We start from the raw sequence: 16,826 nt of genomic DNA, 5'->3' as shown, positions 1-16,826 counted from the left end.
TGCATTACATAGCACGCTACTACATAGTTTTCTATGTAGTGTATTTTCTAAGTTTTAGAGTGTGTTAGACTTCCAATCTAACGACATAGCATTCGCAAATAGCCGTTCGCCCGCTAGTGAGCGGCTTTTTTGTGCCTGAAATTTAAGGATTTGATCTTTAAGCTGATCTTGTGTAGATTGTAGTCTCATTGTTTGGTGTGGAAGCCAAACAACTTCAAATCTAGCGGAATTTAAAATGTACATTATTCATCTTTCTTGCCATAGGCAAGGCCAATGTAGACTCAGCATTCAAGTAATAACCACTAATAATAATGGCTATCCGCGAGATACCCGTTTAGGTTATAGCTTTGAGGGCGAGTCGCATGTTAGCCGATAATACATCCCCTACTCTAACTAAACCTGAATACGACAAAGCGTATCGAGCCAAGCGTAAGTTTCGTAAGCATGAACTCATCCAGCTTTTTGATGAAACGATTGCGATTCAAAAAGAGACCAATCAAAATTTCACGATAGGGTTTAGTTGTCGCCGTTTGCTACGTAGTGGTGAAGTCGTCAAGCTACCTCACGAGTATGCGTTTATCTTAAAAGCGTGTCAGGAGTTCATTGATAATCCGCAACGCTTCCCAGGTCTATTCGCTTGGGGCGGAGCTGCGGTGAATAATATCAAGTGCCGAACGCTTATTGCAAAAGTATTAGCGTGCATCATGCCAAACACGGATTTGATTGGTGGACGAATTGGTTTACCCACGGTCGCTGGATTGAAAACGATCAGTTATGACCAACTTCAAGAAGATTATGTCCTACGTTGGGGGGAATACATTTCGCCTAAGTCGTTTGCTAAGGTGATGAAATACCTCAAACGAGCAAATTATCTACGCACTGAACGTATTAACGTTTGTGTCGATGATGTCGAGGGGACAGTACGCAGTGCTGCTGCTTACAAGCAATTCTCAGCCGATTTTTTTAAAGACCTCAAAGTTATTGGTTATAAAGAAATTTGTGTGCTTATCATCGCTTCCCGTAAGCGAATGGAAGATAAAGGGCTGCGCTTTGAGTGGCTTAACTACCGCACTATCGCGTCTGGTATCCAAGATATATTTAATGCCACCCGCTTTAATGATTATGCCGATAAAGTGATGTCACTCTTTACTGGCTACCAGCCGTCACAGTTTACCCTAGCCCCTCACTAGATTTTTTCTTGTATCCGCTTAACGGCGGAGGATTTGTTACGTCCGTTGCTCAAGTTTGTTCAAAAAACAATCAAATCAAGCCGGTGTTTTGTTGTGCCCACCGTTTGAAATGCCCCATTTTTCCTTATTACGCCTCCATTTTTGTGTTCAAACCAAAAGGTAGTGCAAGTAAAGGGAGTAAGGATCTACTGTTAAGATAGCTCCTAAAAGTAAACTGCGGTTATGTGTACTTCGTAGTTAAACTTTGTATGTACATAAATACGTATATAAATATTAAAAGGTATTCATATAGTTCAGGTTCGCGATGGTCGAGCATTCTTGAATGCGAGGACAGCGGGAAGCCGCTGCACTGTAGTGCAGCAAGCCGCACACTCAATAGTAAAAGTAATCGATTCTCTTTAAGCGATCGCAGTTCACCCACGGCCAACTTGATCGATCCCCTTTTAAAAGAAGTCGCTACGCTCCAGAGTACCCTCAGCCAGCCTCCACTTAACAACACAACCGTTTATTTATCGCTCTAGCTGGCTGCGCTGAACCTTTCTTTTGTCATCCGACAGGAAACTATCGAGCCTATACGTATGATTCAGTGGAACGACCACATAAAAACCGAGATTTATTCACCCAAGCCGTCTACAAGATTCTAGCAGGGCAGCGGCTTATTTTGGTGCTGTTACCTTTATCTTCTCTTTTAAACGTTCTCAGAAGCGTTTAGATGGTCTCTTACTCGCTAAAGCGAGCGCATTTCGGTATTCGTCGCACAGCGACTCATGAAAAGTAACAACTTAAAACTGCAAGATTTTTTTGAACTGAACAGGTCTTGCTCAGTTTGACATATGTTTCATCGTTGATTATCGCTAAAATGTTACGTTGTAACTATTGGGGTCATTTACAATCAAAATATTAGTTTTTATTGCAATTATAAGTAAATTAACTTATAATTATCTCGTGAACACAATACTGTGGTCGAAGCGAGCTGTTAAGCAAGCTAGGAAAGTCCAAACACAAGATAGACTTGCAATTGTTGAAAATGTGGAAACCCTGAAAGACTTTCCGAACTGCCGAAACGTCAAGAGACTGACCAATCACGAATATGATTATCGGCTAAGGGTAGGGAGATACAGAGTTCTATTTGATTTTGATGGCTCTGTGCGAATTGTTGAGATACAAGAGATTAAGAAAAGGGACACTCAAACCTATTGATCAAACGGGGTGGCAACGCCCCGAACTCAACAAATAGATTACGTACGTATAAGGGTAAATTATATGATACACAGTGAAAATATTCAGATCATCAAACAAGATGGAAAGCCTGCGTTTGCCGTCATTCCTTATGATGAATACTTGGTTCTGGCAGAAAATCATAAATCCGATGAAGATAATGGTGTTTTTATTCCTCATGAGGTGGCAAAAGAGATTTTGACTAACGGTACTAGTTATATCGCTGCATGGCGCAAACATCTAGGAATCAATCAAACGGAACTAGCTACCAGAATGGGTATTAAACAATCCGCTGTCAGTCAAATGGAAAAGCCTGACATAAATCCTCAACGAAAAACGCTAGAGGCTGTTGCTTTAGCTTTAGGAATTGAAGTTGAGCAACTTATACAGTAACCAATAAAACGTGCGTTAAAGGTGCTTTTTATTGTAGTTCTTTGATGGATTTTTAATAATTACGCCATAACAACATCAAAATGGCATCATTTTGATGTTGTTATGGCGTAATTACGGTGTTATTATGATGCCAGTTGATTGAGCGAGATTGATTATGATTTATTGTATTGCCAATAGTAAAGGTGGAACTGGTAAAACTGCTTTTTCTGTTAATTTACTTCATCATCTAGACATTGACTTTGTGATTGATGTAGATGTAACTCATTTAGGTTTAACTAGTGTACTGTCATTAGGTGAAAGTACATTAGAAATTAGACATGCAAAAACAAAGGAAGACATTTTGAAATGGGCAGAAGAAGCGGAAGAAAAAAATATACTTATTGATTGTGGTGGTTTTGATTCTACATTGACTCAATACGCAATTAGCCAAGCCGATGTCATTGTTACCCCTAGTAACGATGACCCAACTGAACAATTTGGTTTGGCTAATTTCAATGAAGCTATGATTGCTGCATCTGAGCTAGTTGGTGTAAAGCTCAAGTCCATTGTTGTTCTTAATAAAGTTCATCCATCACGTAGAGACTTTAGTGTAATGGAGTCTTTTATCAAGCAACAATCTAATCTCATCTTATCAAGTATTGTAATTCCCTTTTCCGCTTCGATCCCCAAAGCGCAATTCGATGGACAAGCGGTTCAGAATGGCTCCGTAGCTGCTAAATTTAGCTTGTTAGCAAAACAATTAAAGAACACCAATATGGCATCATTATGATGTTGAAGTGGTATTTTTATGGTATCGTTATGGCATCATTATGGTGTTAAGAGGTGTTATGGCAAGAAAACCAATAGGTGTATCAAAAACAGTTTTAAATGAAACGGTATTAGACGATACAGAAGGCACTTTTGATTACGGATTAAAAAAAATCCCCAAGAAAGCAAAAAGGGATTTTGAAGAATTAAAGAAAGATGGAAAAATTACGGGATCTCTTAATGCTTACATAATAGGTTCTTTTTTGAAGCGGTTAAGAGAAGATCAATCTATATAATGCAAAAACCTCTCGATGTAGTTTTCGACGACAGACATCGAGAGGTGCAATTAACTCTAAGGAGAATTAAGATGCAAATGAATTGTAGCATCACTCACACCCTAAACCAATCAGCTACTAATGAAGAGTTAAAAAAGCTGACTAGCCTCATGGAGCGTAACTTTTTCCGCCCCAACCAAGAGCCTGTCATTGCGGCTTTTATTAGTCGCAATGCGATTAAAAATTTCTTGGAGGATTACGACTAATAATATTTTACCGTATGGCATATCAGAATTCAGATTATGCCTATTACGTTAAATAGCTAAGTTTGCCCTTACTTTTGCCGCTTAGGGAACTGGCCTTGCGCCAAGGTGGCGAAAGTAGGGGCTTTCCTCTCCAAGAACCCTCAAAATTATTCTGAAAGTTAATTACAGCTTTTTGACAAATGTTAAACGCCTGTTATGCATTTTTATTTCGCCTCGATCTCACCACCTAACACCCAAAATAATCAATTATCTCATTTCTGTGATGTGTTTATTAAAATCATTCTTAATCGTACGGGTACGATTAAGGAGTGAAATTTTATATGGAGTATCACTTTGGAAACTGACGATTGGGTTTGTCTTGAGAATGGTGAGGATGATTACGTCATTGAACGTTTCGAGGTCAGGGTAAAAGGGAAAAAACCGCTTGTGATTAACAAGCCGAATTATTCCAAACTGGTGTTTGGCTCTCAGCAATATTTGAATATCAAGCTAGAGCCAGCCAAGCAGTTCATCCGTGAATCAGTGTTAGAGACACCAGAGCCTTTAAGCTTTGATGAATACTGGCGTATGCGTCAAGTTCTCGAACAGCATCTTACAAAATAGCATCATGCCATGAGTTGGAGAGGCTTAATGTTATGCGCGTTAATTCTTTTCCCATTAAGTCTGTGATCTCGATTTTGTAAGCGTTCCCTGGTGCGGTTGCTTTTGCTGAACGTTTTGCCGCCCCTAAACCTTTCATAAATATCACTTCACGACTTAATTCGTTGTCTTCTGTACCTTTAAAAATGAACTGAAATGCTGCCATGAGGTTCTCTTCCTTGTCTATTTCAATGACCTGATGTGATAACGGCGAAAGGTCTAGGACTTTTCGCCGTCATTATCATCACTACAATTAAAGATTTGGGTGCTTAGGGCTGTTCCAAACAAAACAAACTGAATCAAGGAGGGGGATTGTGACCCCCCTCCTTGTTCAGCTACTATTTCGATTCGTAGGCGTTAGTCGCTGAAATTACCGAGTGACCATCCTTGATGTAAACCTCACAAAGTGAGTCTTTCATCATCCATGTGAAACACAAAATTGTTAAGCAAATAACAATTAAGCTCAATAGAGCGGTTTTACTTCTTGATGGTTAGGAATTTCAATCCTTACCATCAAGTAGAATTTCGATGTTTAATGGCTATTTGAGGCATAATTGATTTGATATAGGGTGGATAAAAACCTTAAAGATTACTCTATTGGTTGTTTTTTCAGCTAATTGCCGATTTTTAGATACACTTATTCTAGGCTGCTACTCTAAGGCGCCGTGATTCTCGCATACTCATTCGGCGTCCATCCAACAATTCGGCATTCCCCGCTCCTTTTGTAAAGCCCCTAAAAATCATCCTATTACCGCATAATATGCACTGGTATGGGTCGTTTCTTGTTAGCCCTTTATATAGCTTCGCATAAGAGAGTGTTTCTGCTTTGTTCGCCGTCTCTTTGTCGAGCGCAAGATAAACGAGTGGAAGTAAACGACCACGTTTCCTATTCGACAGAAAACCGTAATACCGAACCATTTTAAAGTGGTGTTGTGGGATATGGCTTACGTAGCGAAGGATCATCTCTTTTTGCGTTAACACCTTCGTTTTATGCTCTCCATCTCGATGGTCTAGGTATTTAAACGCTACGGTTCCACCGCTGTAATGTCGTAATCTCGATGCTGAGATTGGTGGGCGCTTTAAGTATCGCCCTAGATAATTCACTGTCTGCTTTAACGCTTTTGTTTTCTTCGAAAAATGTAGGTTCCAATAACGCTGATATTGACTGTCTAAAAAAATGGACCACTGTCGATAATCATAGATATGCCCCGTGCTCTCAGTTGATAAATTGAGCTCTGAAAATTTTTTCCTTAGAAGTGTTATCAAGCCCCGACGCCAGTGGCTCTCTACCTGTTTCTTTTTGAAATAGATGGGTTGCCAGGAGTGATTTTCATCTAATCCACCTCGGGTGACTGACAAGTGAATATGGGGATGCCAATTTAGCCCTCGCCCATATGTATGCAAGGCGCCAAATATCCCTACTTCAAGACCATGCTTTTTCGCCCAATTTAACAAGGTGTTTGCCGCTAATGAAAATAAGTCGTTTAGCAACTTTGGGTTGACTTCGAATATAGGCCAGAGCTCACTAGGCATCGTAAAGGTTATATGTTGATGCTCGCAATCTGGCATGACTTCCATTTGCGTTGCTATCCATTGCTCGGTGGACTTCGTCCCGCAAGAGCTGCAAGCCTTAGTCTTACAGCTTTGGCAAATGACTTTTGTATGGGGGCAGTTACTATTACCACAATCGTAGTGTTTAGCTCCTATCAAGTTGGTTCCGCACGCCAACATCCTTTCAACACAAGTGATTTGCCAGAGCGTGAATGTACTAGCGTGCTCCCAAAGTACTTTTTCCCAGGTGTTGTCTTTTTCAAAAAGGAGTTTTGTAGCCCGAGGGACAAATTCTTTTTGAGAGTGGTATCTGCGTCCTGAATAGAAGGTCAATTTGTTGATTGTGTGAGAAATGAAGTGAAGAGAGCATAGCGTCAACAGGGGGAATGTTGAATAAATGATTTAACGCGCCCACGCTCGATGCGCAGCATCGCTATCTTGGCATACTATCGCCTCCTTGATCTGAATCGTAATAGAGGCTAAGATTTGTTCTGTCAGGAAAAATCATTAAGACCTCGTTTGAATTTATAGTTCATTCGGGGTTTTTTGATATTTACCGTCCGCAAAAGGAGTATTGCTTTCGGTAAACCACCAAAAGCACCCATCGCTATTCTAGTGCCTTTCTGCTCTACGCTCTATCTTTTTGTTTATTCAACATTTCTAATTAACCATTTCCTTACAATCAAAAGCATTGGGCGTTACCGCTAACGCGGTCGGGCTTTTCGGCTTCGCCTCGTGTCGATAACTTAACTCAAAACGAACTGGCTAATACCAGGTTCATACTTCACTTGGTATTAGCCAGCTCTGTTCGTTTAAGTTCCTGCCACACTATCCCTAACGCAACTACGCTATGCGCCTGAAGCGGCGCGCTTCGCTAGAGCATTCTCACTCCTGCGGAGTGTTCACAAAGCATTTCACTTTCTCCTGATAAGTGCTTGTAATCGCGGTTTGCTGTCTCGTGCGTCATTGTGCTTCCTATGTGCGTTATTCATCAACGTTCTCGCGTCTTCCTGTTAACCGTCTCCTATCAGAACCTCTCTTGCAAGGGTGTATAAACGCTTCGCGCCCTTGCAAGAGAGAACCATGACAGGAGGCCGGACAGTCAGGCGATACCGAAGATGAAAACACACTAAATAGGAAACACAGCCATGACTCACTCAACTGCAACCCACTCAACAAGCACTAACCAGCAGCAAGCGACCAAGTTCTCGAACTTGGAGTCGAAGGACTCCTCCAAAAATGAAATAGGTAAAAAACGTAAAGTTGTTAAAGTCGCGAAAGATATACATCAAATCGTGACAGATCGCGTGATTGCGGCGTTAGAAAATGGCGTGAAACCGTGGGCGTGTCCTTGGGATAGAACCAATGAATGTTCAATGCTTCCGATGAACTTTAAAACGAAATCGACGTATTCAGGTATTAATATTCTTTTGCTTTGGTCGGAGACGGTCGAGAAAGGTTTTTCAAGCCCTTATTGGTTGACGTTCAAGCAAGCGGTGGAATTAGGCGGCAACGTGATCAAAGGGCAGAAAGGGACGGCCATTGTTTACTATAAAACCTGGGAAAAAGAGGACGAGAACGGCGAAAAAGAATTGATCCCAATGCTAAAGACCTTTGTTGTGTTCAACCTTGATCAAATCGAGAACATCGAAAAGCCAGCCGTAAGCGTTAACGAAACTCGCCCCAAGCATGATTTTGAGGTGTTGGAACATGTAGAGGATGCGATCGCTAAAACGAATATCACAATTAATCATTGCGGTGTACGTGCTTTTTATTCGCCAGCACATGATCAAATTACACTGCCAATGGTAGACCGTTTTCAATCATCAAGTGATTACTACGCGACAGCATGGCATGAGCTAGTCCACGCAACAGGTCATAGCAGCCGTTTAGACCGCAATCTAAAAAATAGCTTTGGTTCTAAAGATTACGCATTTGAGGAACTTGTAGCGGAATTAGGCGCAGCGTTTTGTTGTGCTGATTTGGGGATTATAGGCGATGTGCAGCATGAAAGTTATATAGCTGGATGGTTAAGCAAGTTAAACAGTGACAAAAAATTCATCTTCAAGGCTGCCAGCCTCGCAAGCAAAGCCCATCAATATCTCATCGGTTGACTTGGCAACCAGCCTACGGGCTGGTTTTTTTGCGAGCGAGGCTCATTCTTCGCCTCGCCCCCAAATGAGCCTAAAGGCTCAATCGAACTTACCCACATCCCCACAATCGACCTGAATTTTTTTGGTTTCCGGTCTCATATGGATATATGGATAAGTTCGAGTCGTGTGCTGATCTTTTCTTTGTCTTACGACTATCACCTTTCGTAAACGCTGGTCATTAAGTGGAACGATCTAATTCGTATCGAGTCTTTGTGTTTTGTTCAACGTATTCATATCTTGGCAGGATGAGGGGTGTTTTTTGACGCTGATATTGTGGAGATAAAGTTTATATTTTGTTTGTGTTGATGGCTTGCTTCTTACTCACTGCGTGAGCGCGTTCAGGTATTTATCGCATAGCGATAAATTTAAAAACTGACAAAAAAGCACATTTAAGTGTTTATGTTGCCTATTTGGTGTAATTTATTCGTAATTAAGATATAATATCCGTAAGGTCAGACAGTGGGTTTGATCATTTATGGAGAAGTTCGATGAAAGGTTTTCTTTTTGTTGAAAGCAATTGCCCTGATGCGGCATTCTGGTTAACTGAAAATGGTTCAGTATCTAGAAAGTATCACCCTGAATTAATTGGTTGCGTCGTTATTGACCCTAGTTGCGATCCTGAATTGCTGATTAGGATGATATTAATGACAAGGCCAGCGGCAGGGAAATTTACGGCGGATTGGCTTAACAGCATAGGATAACTAATCAAAGAGGGGCAAGGATGCCCCGTTTTAGATTAACTTTGATAAGGTGATGAATAATGAGGATTAACCCTACGCTTTTTGATTTACCAAAAGAAAAGCAAGAGAAAATCAGAGAGGATTTTGATTATGAATTGGATTTGGTGTCGAGGCATTGTGCGTTAGTTCATTTTATGAATCACCACATTGATCGCCCTGATAGCTATCGTTCGATTGATGACCCCTTATATCGAGAGCCAACAGCAGAAGAGATCACAGAAGTGATTGATCACTTGGCTGAGATTCATTCGTTAGGGGTCGTGTCAAAGCAGTTGGGGTTAAAGAGTAAATCTAACCCGACACGAACATTAAATCGTTGGAAGTCAGGAGAGAATGAAATCCCTTATCCAGCTTGGCGGTTGTTGTTGGTTTTAGATGGCCGAGTCGTGGAAGTGAATAGAATTCCAGATGCAGATGGTCAGAAAGCATGGGCCAAGTTTTATTAAATAAAGTAGTCAAGCCATAAATCTAGCGAGATTCTATTTTGTGGCTTTATGCTTTTCACCCCGTAGGGAGGAGCGAAGCGAGAATAAACTTATCGCGCATACGTTCGTTATATGCGCTGTATTTATCACATCAAAGACCCCTACTTGGGAAAGGTATTATCAGGCTCAACAATCTAAAAGCTACTGCACACCAGAGAAAGAATTAACGAGTGAGGATGTGTTGATGAACGACTAGCGGGAACGAGAGTATGTTTGCGTGTGGAGATATTCTAACGTTTACAAAATCGGATGCGCACCCTACAGAATCGCTTTTAAGATAGCGGGTAGTTTGGTTAATGATTTTTGATGGTGTGAGAGTTTAGTTTTTGTACTTATCCATGAGTAACGAGAGTCAAAAGGTTGAGATTGCTCTAAGGTTGCTATGGGTAAGCACAAAAACATTCAAAATTGGTTAAATCAAATTGAAGTGTTTCAACATAGCAATGGTCATCATGCTACTCGCTATTGGCAGTATAATAAGGGCTGTGATGAGAGCTATGTAAATGGAATTTTTGTCGAAGAAGACCATCCTGTTGATGGTACTTTCCAATTGCCAGATGGTTTTTTGTTCTAACTTGATTGCGTGTTCTTTTGCTGCGGCTTCAAACTGAGAGGCTTTTTGCTCAAGAATAGCTTGATTTTGGTTATTAGCTTCAATTTGGAATGCTTGATTTTTGCTATTCATATCAGCGATTACATCGCGTAATGTATCCGCCAGCGTAGTGCTGTGTTTGTCTATTTCTTCTGTTACTGCAACAATTTGATTCATTTTTTTTGAAAATCTTTCATCAAACTCATTTGGAATAGAGTCAAGAGATTTATTTAAACTTTCTATTTCTAATAGAACATTAGCTAGAGATTCTTTTACATTTGTAGGAAGTTTTTGAATGATTGATTCAAATTCGAAGTAGTCAGCAAGTAAAATACGTAGTCGCGCATCGACAACCTCATCAACTCTATTTAGATTTAAGGGATTCATGTTAAGATCCTAAGTTTAGATTTAAAAATGCAGCATCAAGAATATCATTGACACCATTTATTAGTTGTTTTGTTGTGCGTAGTTCTGATATTGCTAAACGTTCTTCTCTATCAGTGCTTTCTCTAAGCATTGCTTTGAAGTCTCTATTGTCATTAGTTACTTCATTAAATGTTCTGTCTTGCTGTGATAGTAATGAAAATGCTGATGTTTCATATATGGTTGGTGTATTTGAATGGTTTATGATTAGATCTAGTACTTCTTTAATATTTTTGATAAACACCGAATACTGCCTGTCAGTCGGAATGGTTCTGTCAGCTTGATTGAAGATAAAACGAATTTTTTCTGCTTCAACGCCTAATGTGTTTAAAGTTGTAACAGTGGAAACCGAATCTATCTGTTGTTTGTGTTTCGGAGTGATAGGGATAATAAAATAGTCAATATCATCATGAGAGTCTTTAAACTCTTTCATCTGGTTCATGAAAGTTTCAATATTAGATGATCCTATATCTAATATCGCATGTTCGTATAAATCGGTTTCTTGTATTATTGAATGAAACTCACCTGCTGCAAATTTAAGATCATCGGTTCCATCTGAGTTTATAGTTTCAACTTTTATTATTTTTGAGTTGGTTAGTCTAGGTTGTAGTAATACCTGGCAAATTGTAGATTTGCCTACATTACCGGAGTTGTTAACGATAGCCAGTTTCATGATTTTTCCTATTGTGCGTTAATTGCTCTATTATATTGTCTTTTTGTTTTTTATGGAAATAATATGTTCAGTGATTTTTCGCGATAGCTGAAACTCGTTAGCGCAATTCCAAGATAGGACGGTTTCTACCGAAATGCTGTTTTTTTCCAACATTCTAATAAGGTTTTTGTCTGAAACATTAGCATTCTTCCATTTGTCTATAACATCTTCTTTTTGAGGGGGGATTTCATTATTAGTTGGTTTACTTAATGCTACAGAGTTTTGCATTTTGTGGCTTTGTTTATCTGATTTCTGTGCTGTTGGTGTATCTTTCGTAGACGATGTTGATTGAAGTTTTATTCTTTTGTTCGTCTGATAGAGAGCCTCTCTAAATACTCGAATGCTTTGTTTCATAGATACACATTCCATGATGAAAGCAACTTTGTATCCGTCGTTCATCACCATTCTTATCTCTTCATGGTTGTTTCTAACAGCTTTCGAGAATGATATAGGAGCTTCTAGGTCTTCTATGAAACTAGCTAATCTTTTTCTAATGATATCGTGATATTTGGTGTCCATAAGATTACTATTGATATTTAGTTGAATTATTCATGGTTTATGATTGTATATCAATTGAATTCAATTTGTACATTAATTGAACTTAAGTTGGATTCCTCTTGGAAAAGTATTGTAATTCTATTGAGTTTTGAGTTGAGCCTTTAAGCTAAGTTAAAAACATAGGCACGCTGTCGATGTATACAAAATTACTTCGTAATTTGGTATAATCGCGTGCCAAAGGGGAACCCCCCTTTGAACCCCTAAAGGCGCAAGGTTCTACGAACCAAAATGGACGATTGATAATGGCGAATAAAGAGAACAAGAATGTACCGATATCTTTTAGGCTGACCGAGTCGGAATACGAGCCATATAAGAAGATTATGGAAACCACGGAATTGACAAAAACTGAGTTTTTCCGCCGTATATTCTTGAACCAAGAATATACGTTTAACGTTAACGAACGGCGCCCTGTTGAATATGATAAGTTGCTCTTTATATTCAATAAGTCAGGTAACAATTTAAACCAGATAGCGCATAAACTTAATAGTGCATATCGTGGTAATGTGATCAGTGAAAAAGTATATATAGAAACCTTGAATAATCTTATTAGCATTGAACGTTTACTCCAAGGGGCGCTGAATAAATGTTAGCGAGAGTATCAGGTGGTCAATCAGGTATTGTTGAGTATTTAGTCGATGGCGTTAAGTCTGGTCGTGAATTAAGTCGTGACGAACTTGATCATCGCGTGTGTATTGATGGTAATTTACAGGCAACCGAAAGTATCATTAATAAAATCAATGATGAAAAAGATACAGAAGCCTACTTACATATTACGCTGAGTTTTGGTGAGCGCGATATTGAACATGATAGAATATTAAAAGCTTATAACGAATATAAGTCTAACATAATGTCCGCTTACCATAAAGATGAATATAACATCTATGCTGAGATTCATTACCCGAAAATAAAATCCTATCAGGACAAAAAAACAGGAGATTTAATAGAGCGTTTCCCTCATGTGCATATTGTTATTCCAAAAGTTAACTTGGTCACAAATAAATCACTAGCGCCGTTTGGTGTTTATAAGGATAATATAGATTATCATGATGCCATTCAAGAGCGGATAAATAGACAAGGCCAATTAGAATCACCTTACGATAATCAACGAAAGTATAGGCTGTTCTCTAATAGTTCTGAATTTATTAGTCGTTACAAAGGTGATACATTCAAAGGAGCAAATGCTGAATTTAGACAAATGGTGTTTGAGATGATTAATAAGAAAGATATTCGAACTCTTTCTCAGTTTAAAAATGAATTATCAAAACTTGGTGAAGTTTCATCTGGACGAGCTGGGTCTGATAGTGAGTATTTAAAAATAAAATTACCAGGTCAATCAAAAAACATTCGGTTAAAAGATGCGTGTTTTAAGTTGGATTATATTGAACGGCGAGAGTTGTTAAGAATAAAGCCTACGGATACACAAATCGATAATTTGGTTAATGAATGGCGTAATACGCGAAGTTATGAAATGAAACATGTTCATCCCGCGTCACCGAAATTTAGAAAATATTATTATTCACTGGAACCACAAGAAAGGCAGGAGTTATTAAATGAACGACGAAAACAATTCGATACCACCTATTTTCAATCGAGACGACGGACGACAAATAGAGAGTCTGGTTTTGAACGAGTTGGATTTAAACAGTTTGCCAAAATCTCAAACGGCTTGCCAAGTTTGCCCCAACGCGGTTTGGTTAGAGCAAACAGAGAACGGTCAGAGGTTTCCCAAAGTATTTTGCCGAGTGATGCAAACACTGATTTGGACGCCCGAAGAACAAGTCGAGATCACCAATTGCGACGGACTGCTGATAGGGGTGGAAGAAGCAGAGATGCCAGAAGCACCAATGGAGGAGTTCGAGCCGGAATTAATACCAGTCGATTAGGGAAAGGAAGCACTACTGGTTTGCCATCGAGATTATTAACTGTTTCACCGGTTAAAGCGGCTGTTGTCGATAAACCGAAATCTGTTGCTGAGCAGCTTTTAAAAACTCATTTATCGCATAGAACTAGCCAGCAAGAGCGCGATCAATTTCGTGTGATCCGTCAGCGGCTTGAACCAGAGCGTCTAATAGAACACTTTAAAAAGAGTCACGGTTTAGTTCCACAGAATTACGAGGTTTTTAGAGCAAAGGATGGTAGCGCAAGGATAAAAACGGAGAGTCGAGCCTATAACGTCAGTGATTTTTGTACTGGTCACATGCACTTGAATTGGGATCAAACAAAAACGCTACTTTCATCGATGTATCGAGATCAGTGTTTGGAGCGAGAAGACCGACAAGTATTGAACGCGATCTCGTCAGCAAGCCGTTATGTCACGCAGGGTTACAGCAATAAACAAAAATTATCGCGCCTTGATGAATCTATTAGGGTGTTTAGGTTCTTGGTTAGACAAGAGCAATTTGAGGAAAAGAGAATGGCATTATCAGATTTGAAAAAATACAGCACTTTGCCAGGCAGAGAGCAAAATAGTATCTCTAACGCTGAGCTTGAGTTGCGAAGTATTAAAGACAACTTTAAACGCCAGCAAGCACTCGCTGAGCAGCTAACGTTAAAGTTAGCGGATCTTGTTCCTACCAAGGACTTAAAAGGCAAGCAGATCACTTTCAAAGACGTGAATACCGGTGATGCAATCTTTAGAGATACCGGCAACCAAATTGTCATGAGTAGCAGAAAGCCTGATGTTGCACATATTGCAGCCGCTATGACGTTGGCTGCTGAAAAGTTTGGGACAGTCAATATCACAGGAACGAAAGCATTTCAGCAACAAGTGATCGATGTGGCCGTGGCTAAAAACTTAAATATCGTCTTTGCTTCAAAAGAGATGCAGGCGTTATTTGTTAAGTGCCGTGATGAGTTTAAAGCTGATCATTTACATGTAAATAGTGACAATGTAACGGATATTAATGCTAAGTCTCAATCTAACAGCGTTGAGCATTCAATGGATGAGGTTAGTAAGGTATCACAGCAAATCAAAGAGGCTTTACAGGTCGTTGATGTATTGGCCCGTGATCAGAAAAAGATGGAACAGCTTGATAGTCATGGTCTTGCTGAAATGGCAGTGCGTCATCAAGGGCTGGCAGAGAAGCATACTGATAGTGCAGGGTATAAATATATTATTGCGCAGCTTGAGCAAGGTGCGGAAAGCAACAAGGACTATGGCGATGCTTTAGCACCAGTCATTCAGAAAGAGCAAAATCAAAGTCAGCCTGTTGCCGACGATCATGAGTATGTTGAGTCAAAGGATTTAGACGAGAAAGCTGTCGAAAATGAAGCTGTCATTTTAGTTGCGCATGGTAAAGCCCCTTATCTTCATGAAGAGGGCGCAAAGCCAAGTTATTATGTTGAGTTAAGTAATGGCGAAACAAAGTGGGGTGTTGGCCTTCAAGATGCGATTAAAGAAAGTGGCGTCGAAATTGGTGATAGTGTGGATGTTCAGCGAGTTGGAGAGCGTGACGTTACCGTTATGGCCGATGTCAAAGATGAGGACGGGAAAAAGATTGGTATCGAGCCATTAGAAACCCACCGTGTTGAGTGGGATATTACTCTTGTTCAACGTGGTCGTGATAAGGTTGAGTTAGTGAACGATGCTATCACCGTCGAATATCACTATTCGAAAGAAGAGGGTAAGTTGCAGCCACGCTTTAACGGCCAAGCCGCAAAAGAAATACCAATGGAAGTTCTGATGGCTATCCGCGAAAGTGATAAATTCCTGAGTCAGTATGAAGTTAAGGACATTCTTAATGATGCTTTAGACCAAAAGCAAGCTCAAGGTCAATTGCCGGTTAATAAGATTTATAGTCAGCAAGGTGAGGTAATTGACCTCACAGAGCAAGAAGCTTCAACGAATACGTTAAAATGAGTGTAATGCAATAAGATGCGACTTGGATACTGTGGGCTTTGACCATATATAGTTAGTTAAATAATGCACAGTGATGATCTATGCAAATTAAACGTGATTTTGAATATTACAAAAATCTTCACGCAACCGTGAGTCATGCGCTGCTTCATTTATTGAGTCAGGTTGCGATGTCTCAACGTTATTGCCCGACATCGAGTCGCAATGAGATTTTAATTAAGTTCTTAAAGATAAAATTGAAAGATGCCCGTTTAGCCAATATCAAAAAGGACATTAAGTTGATGTTGGTGGTTGCAAGACGAAAGGATGGGTGTTTGGAGAAAAAATTGTACGAGTTGAACGAACAAGCGAAGAAAACGAAATTAGCTGGTGCTGAGAAGTTCTATTCTCTTTTAGTGTATCTGTATGATCAAGAGAGGCTAGAGTCGCGACTTTTTGAGGAGGGCAGTGTTACGGAGCCTGGTATGTTATACATCCTTGAGGATCATATCGACCATTGTTTTGATGAGAGTGGTCATCAACAAGCCCCGTTATCAATGCTGATCCAGTTGGAAAGAGCACCAGAGTTGATTGATGTGATTAATCGGCATGGTTGGTTTATGGCGGAAATGAACGAGTGGAACGCCATGACTCATCAAGCTCATATTGTTATTCATCCGGTAACATAACGGCGATGTCGACAATTATTGACCAACAAGAGTTAGCTAGACAGATGCGTCTTATCCTTGGGGATAATGAGAGCCGAAGTCAATACACCCCTCGCAATCATAGTGGTGACCCTGATTTATCAGGGGTGTTGGACTTATTAGGTTACGCTGTGATTGAATCTGTGTTGCAACACACGCGAGGTAATCAATGCCAGGCAGCACGAATATTGGGGATCAATCGAGGGACGATACGGATGCATTGGCGAAAATATAGGCGTTATTTTTAAATTGGTGGGGCTAATATATCTCAATGGCGCCTTAGAGCAAAAACAAGCTCAACCCAAAAATAGCAATGCCGTGTTGTGGCTACTCCCGATCTTT

The 16,826-nt window shown here is 39.9% G+C and carries 20 protein-coding genes; 14 read left to right on the top strand and 6 right to left on the bottom strand.

Annotated elements, in window-relative coordinates; genetic code table 11:
* Window positions 1-362: 362 nt before the first annotated feature.
* The 7 genes from DZ860_RS20975 to DZ860_RS20950 all read left to right on the top strand — a co-directional run bounded on the left by DZ860_RS20975 (window position 363) and on the right by DZ860_RS20950 (window position 4,692).
* Window positions 363-1,190, top strand: a complete 828-nt coding sequence (locus DZ860_RS20975) for a hypothetical protein (RefSeq protein ID WP_120034929.1) — start codon at window positions 363-365, stop codon at window positions 1,188-1,190.
* Between the two features lie 945 nt (window positions 1,191-2,135).
* Window positions 2,136-2,390, top strand: a complete 255-nt coding sequence (locus DZ860_RS24920; RefSeq protein ID WP_110416396.1) for a type II toxin-antitoxin system RelE family toxin — start codon at window positions 2,136-2,138, stop codon at window positions 2,388-2,390.
* Between the two features lie 63 nt (window positions 2,391-2,453).
* Window positions 2,454-2,801, top strand: coding sequence for a helix-turn-helix domain-containing protein (locus DZ860_RS20965; RefSeq protein WP_120034927.1), 348 nt, complete (start codon window positions 2,454-2,456; stop codon window positions 2,799-2,801).
* Between the two features lie 154 nt (window positions 2,802-2,955).
* The gene (locus DZ860_RS20960; RefSeq protein WP_120034925.1) at window positions 2,956-3,570 is read left to right on the top strand and encodes a ParA family protein; all 615 of its coding nucleotides are present in this window, start codon (window positions 2,956-2,958) and stop codon (window positions 3,568-3,570) included.
* A gap of 58 nt (window positions 3,571-3,628) precedes the next feature.
* Entirely contained in the window at window positions 3,629-3,844 is a 216-nt protein-coding gene (locus DZ860_RS20955; protein WP_120034923.1) for a hypothetical protein, read from the top strand.
* Window positions 3,845-3,915: 71 nt separating this feature from the next.
* Entirely contained in the window at window positions 3,916-4,089 is a 174-nt protein-coding gene (locus DZ860_RS24525) for a hypothetical protein (protein ID WP_165862946.1), read from the top strand.
* Between the two features lie 333 nt (window positions 4,090-4,422).
* A complete protein-coding gene (locus DZ860_RS20950) occupies window positions 4,423-4,692 on the top strand; it encodes a hypothetical protein (RefSeq protein WP_120034921.1) in 270 nt (89 codons plus the stop codon).
* Here DZ860_RS20950 and DZ860_RS20945 read toward each other — a convergent pair.
* The 3 genes from DZ860_RS20945 to DZ860_RS20935 all read right to left on the bottom strand — a co-directional run bounded on the left by DZ860_RS20945 (window position 4,682) and on the right by DZ860_RS20935 (window position 6,612).
* On the bottom strand, window positions 4,682-4,894 hold the full coding sequence (locus tag DZ860_RS20945) for a hypothetical protein (protein ID WP_120034918.1): 213 nt from the start codon (window positions 4,892-4,894) through the stop codon (window positions 4,682-4,684). The two genes, DZ860_RS20950 and DZ860_RS20945, sit on opposite strands and share 11 nt — an antisense overlap.
* Before the next feature lie 172 nt (window positions 4,895-5,066).
* Window positions 5,067-5,195, bottom strand: a complete 129-nt coding sequence (locus DZ860_RS20940) for a Hok/Gef family protein (protein ID WP_120034916.1) — start codon at window positions 5,193-5,195, stop codon at window positions 5,067-5,069.
* 175 nt (window positions 5,196-5,370) lie between these two features.
* The gene (locus tag DZ860_RS20935; protein WP_120034914.1) at window positions 5,371-6,612 is read right to left on the bottom strand and encodes an IS91 family transposase; all 1,242 of its coding nucleotides are present in this window, start codon (window positions 6,610-6,612) and stop codon (window positions 5,371-5,373) included.
* Between the two features lie 815 nt (window positions 6,613-7,427).
* Between DZ860_RS20935 and DZ860_RS20930 the strand changes: the two genes are divergently transcribed.
* The 3 genes from DZ860_RS20930 to DZ860_RS20920 all read left to right on the top strand — a co-directional run bounded on the left by DZ860_RS20930 (window position 7,428) and on the right by DZ860_RS20920 (window position 9,618).
* Window positions 7,428-8,393 carry an ArdC family protein gene (locus DZ860_RS20930; protein ID WP_120034912.1) on the top strand — a complete coding sequence of 322 codons (966 nt, stop codon included), beginning with the start codon at window positions 7,428-7,430 and terminating at the stop codon, window positions 8,391-8,393.
* Window positions 8,394-8,920: 527 nt separating this feature from the next.
* On the top strand, window positions 8,921-9,133 hold the full coding sequence (locus DZ860_RS20925) for a hypothetical protein (protein ID WP_120034911.1): 213 nt from the start codon (window positions 8,921-8,923) through the stop codon (window positions 9,131-9,133).
* Between the two features lie 59 nt (window positions 9,134-9,192).
* Window positions 9,193-9,618 (top strand): hypothetical protein, encoded by a 426-nt coding sequence (locus DZ860_RS20920; protein WP_120034909.1) that lies wholly within the window; start codon window positions 9,193-9,195, stop codon window positions 9,616-9,618.
* Window positions 9,619-10,069: 451 nt separating this feature from the next.
* Here the strand turns inward: DZ860_RS20920 and DZ860_RS20915 are convergent, their stop codons facing one another.
* The 3 genes from DZ860_RS20915 to DZ860_RS20905 are packed head-to-tail and all read right to left on the bottom strand — an operon-like array spanning window position 10,070 to window position 11,903.
* Window positions 10,070-10,636 carry a hypothetical protein gene (locus DZ860_RS20915; RefSeq protein WP_120034907.1) on the bottom strand — a complete coding sequence of 189 codons (567 nt, stop codon included), beginning with the start codon at window positions 10,634-10,636 and terminating at the stop codon, window positions 10,070-10,072.
* A 1-nt stretch (window position 10,637) separates the two neighbouring features.
* Window positions 10,638-11,345 (bottom strand): StbB family protein, encoded by a 708-nt coding sequence (gene stbB, locus DZ860_RS20910; RefSeq protein WP_120034905.1) that lies wholly within the window; start codon window positions 11,343-11,345, stop codon window positions 10,638-10,640.
* 30 nt (window positions 11,346-11,375) lie between these two features.
* Window positions 11,376-11,903: a hypothetical protein gene (locus DZ860_RS20905; protein ID WP_120034904.1), complete on the bottom strand. Its 528-nt coding sequence runs from the start codon at window positions 11,901-11,903 to the stop codon at window positions 11,376-11,378.
* Between the two features lie 281 nt (window positions 11,904-12,184).
* Here DZ860_RS20905 and DZ860_RS20900 point away from each other — a divergent pair, with 281 nt between their 5' ends.
* The 4 genes from DZ860_RS20900 to DZ860_RS20885 all read left to right on the top strand — a co-directional run bounded on the left by DZ860_RS20900 (window position 12,185) and on the right by DZ860_RS20885 (window position 16,732).
* Window positions 12,185-12,532 carry a plasmid mobilization protein gene (locus tag DZ860_RS20900; RefSeq protein ID WP_120034902.1) on the top strand — a complete coding sequence of 116 codons (348 nt, stop codon included), beginning with the start codon at window positions 12,185-12,187 and terminating at the stop codon, window positions 12,530-12,532.
* A 95-nt stretch (window positions 12,533-12,627) separates the two neighbouring features.
* Entirely contained in the window at window positions 12,628-15,801 is a 3,174-nt protein-coding gene (locus DZ860_RS20895) for an LPD7 domain-containing protein (RefSeq protein WP_243641899.1), read from the top strand.
* Window positions 15,802-15,881: 80 nt separating this feature from the next.
* Complete coding sequence (locus DZ860_RS20890; protein ID WP_120034898.1) at window positions 15,882-16,466, top strand: DUF2913 family protein; 585 nt, start codon at window positions 15,882-15,884, stop codon at window positions 16,464-16,466.
* Window positions 16,467-16,471: 5 nt separating this feature from the next.
* Window positions 16,472-16,732 (top strand): helix-turn-helix domain-containing protein, encoded by a 261-nt coding sequence (locus tag DZ860_RS20885; protein ID WP_120034896.1) that lies wholly within the window; start codon window positions 16,472-16,474, stop codon window positions 16,730-16,732.
* Window positions 16,733-16,826 lie beyond the last annotated feature (94 nt).

This window comes from Vibrio sinensis (assembly GCF_003605645.1).
Taxonomy (GTDB): Bacteria; Pseudomonadota; Gammaproteobacteria; order Enterobacterales; family Vibrionaceae; genus Vibrio; species Vibrio sinensis.
The sequence above is the reverse complement of the archived record's forward strand: the minus strand, read 5'-3'. Positions and strand labels throughout refer to the sequence as shown.

Excerpts from the sequence above, each read along its gene's own strand:
- DZ860_RS20975 (WP_120034929.1), top strand. The coding sequence starts at position 363 with ATGTTAGCCGATAATACATCCCCTACTCTAACTAAACCTGAATACGAC.
- DZ860_RS20965 (WP_120034927.1), top strand. The coding sequence starts at position 2,454 with ATGATACACAGTGAAAATATTCAGATCATCAAACAAGATGGAAAGCCT.
- DZ860_RS20960 (WP_120034925.1), top strand. The coding sequence starts at position 2,956 with ATGATTTATTGTATTGCCAATAGTAAAGGTGGAACTGGTAAAACTGCT.
- DZ860_RS20955 (WP_120034923.1), top strand. The coding sequence starts at position 3,629 with ATGGCAAGAAAACCAATAGGTGTATCAAAAACAGTTTTAAATGAAACG.
- DZ860_RS24525 (WP_165862946.1), top strand. The coding sequence starts at position 3,916 with ATGCAAATGAATTGTAGCATCACTCACACCCTAAACCAATCAGCTACT.
- DZ860_RS20945 (WP_120034918.1), bottom strand. The coding sequence starts at position 4,894 with ATGGCAGCATTTCAGTTCATTTTTAAAGGTACAGAAGACAACGAATTA.
- DZ860_RS20930 (WP_120034912.1), top strand. The coding sequence starts at position 7,428 with ATGACTCACTCAACTGCAACCCACTCAACAAGCACTAACCAGCAGCAA.
- DZ860_RS20925 (WP_120034911.1), top strand. The coding sequence starts at position 8,921 with ATGAAAGGTTTTCTTTTTGTTGAAAGCAATTGCCCTGATGCGGCATTC.
- DZ860_RS20920 (WP_120034909.1), top strand. The coding sequence starts at position 9,193 with ATGAGGATTAACCCTACGCTTTTTGATTTACCAAAAGAAAAGCAAGAG.
- DZ860_RS20915 (WP_120034907.1), bottom strand. The coding sequence starts at position 10,636 with ATGAATCCCTTAAATCTAAATAGAGTTGATGAGGTTGTCGATGCGCGA.
- stbB (WP_120034905.1), bottom strand. The coding sequence starts at position 11,345 with ATGAAACTGGCTATCGTTAACAACTCCGGTAATGTAGGCAAATCTACA.
- DZ860_RS20905 (WP_120034904.1), bottom strand. The coding sequence starts at position 11,903 with ATGGACACCAAATATCACGATATCATTAGAAAAAGATTAGCTAGTTTC.
- DZ860_RS20900 (WP_120034902.1), top strand. The coding sequence starts at position 12,185 with ATGGCGAATAAAGAGAACAAGAATGTACCGATATCTTTTAGGCTGACC.
- DZ860_RS20890 (WP_120034898.1), top strand. The coding sequence starts at position 15,882 with ATGCAAATTAAACGTGATTTTGAATATTACAAAAATCTTCACGCAACC.
- DZ860_RS20885 (WP_120034896.1), top strand. The coding sequence starts at position 16,472 with ATGTCGACAATTATTGACCAACAAGAGTTAGCTAGACAGATGCGTCTT.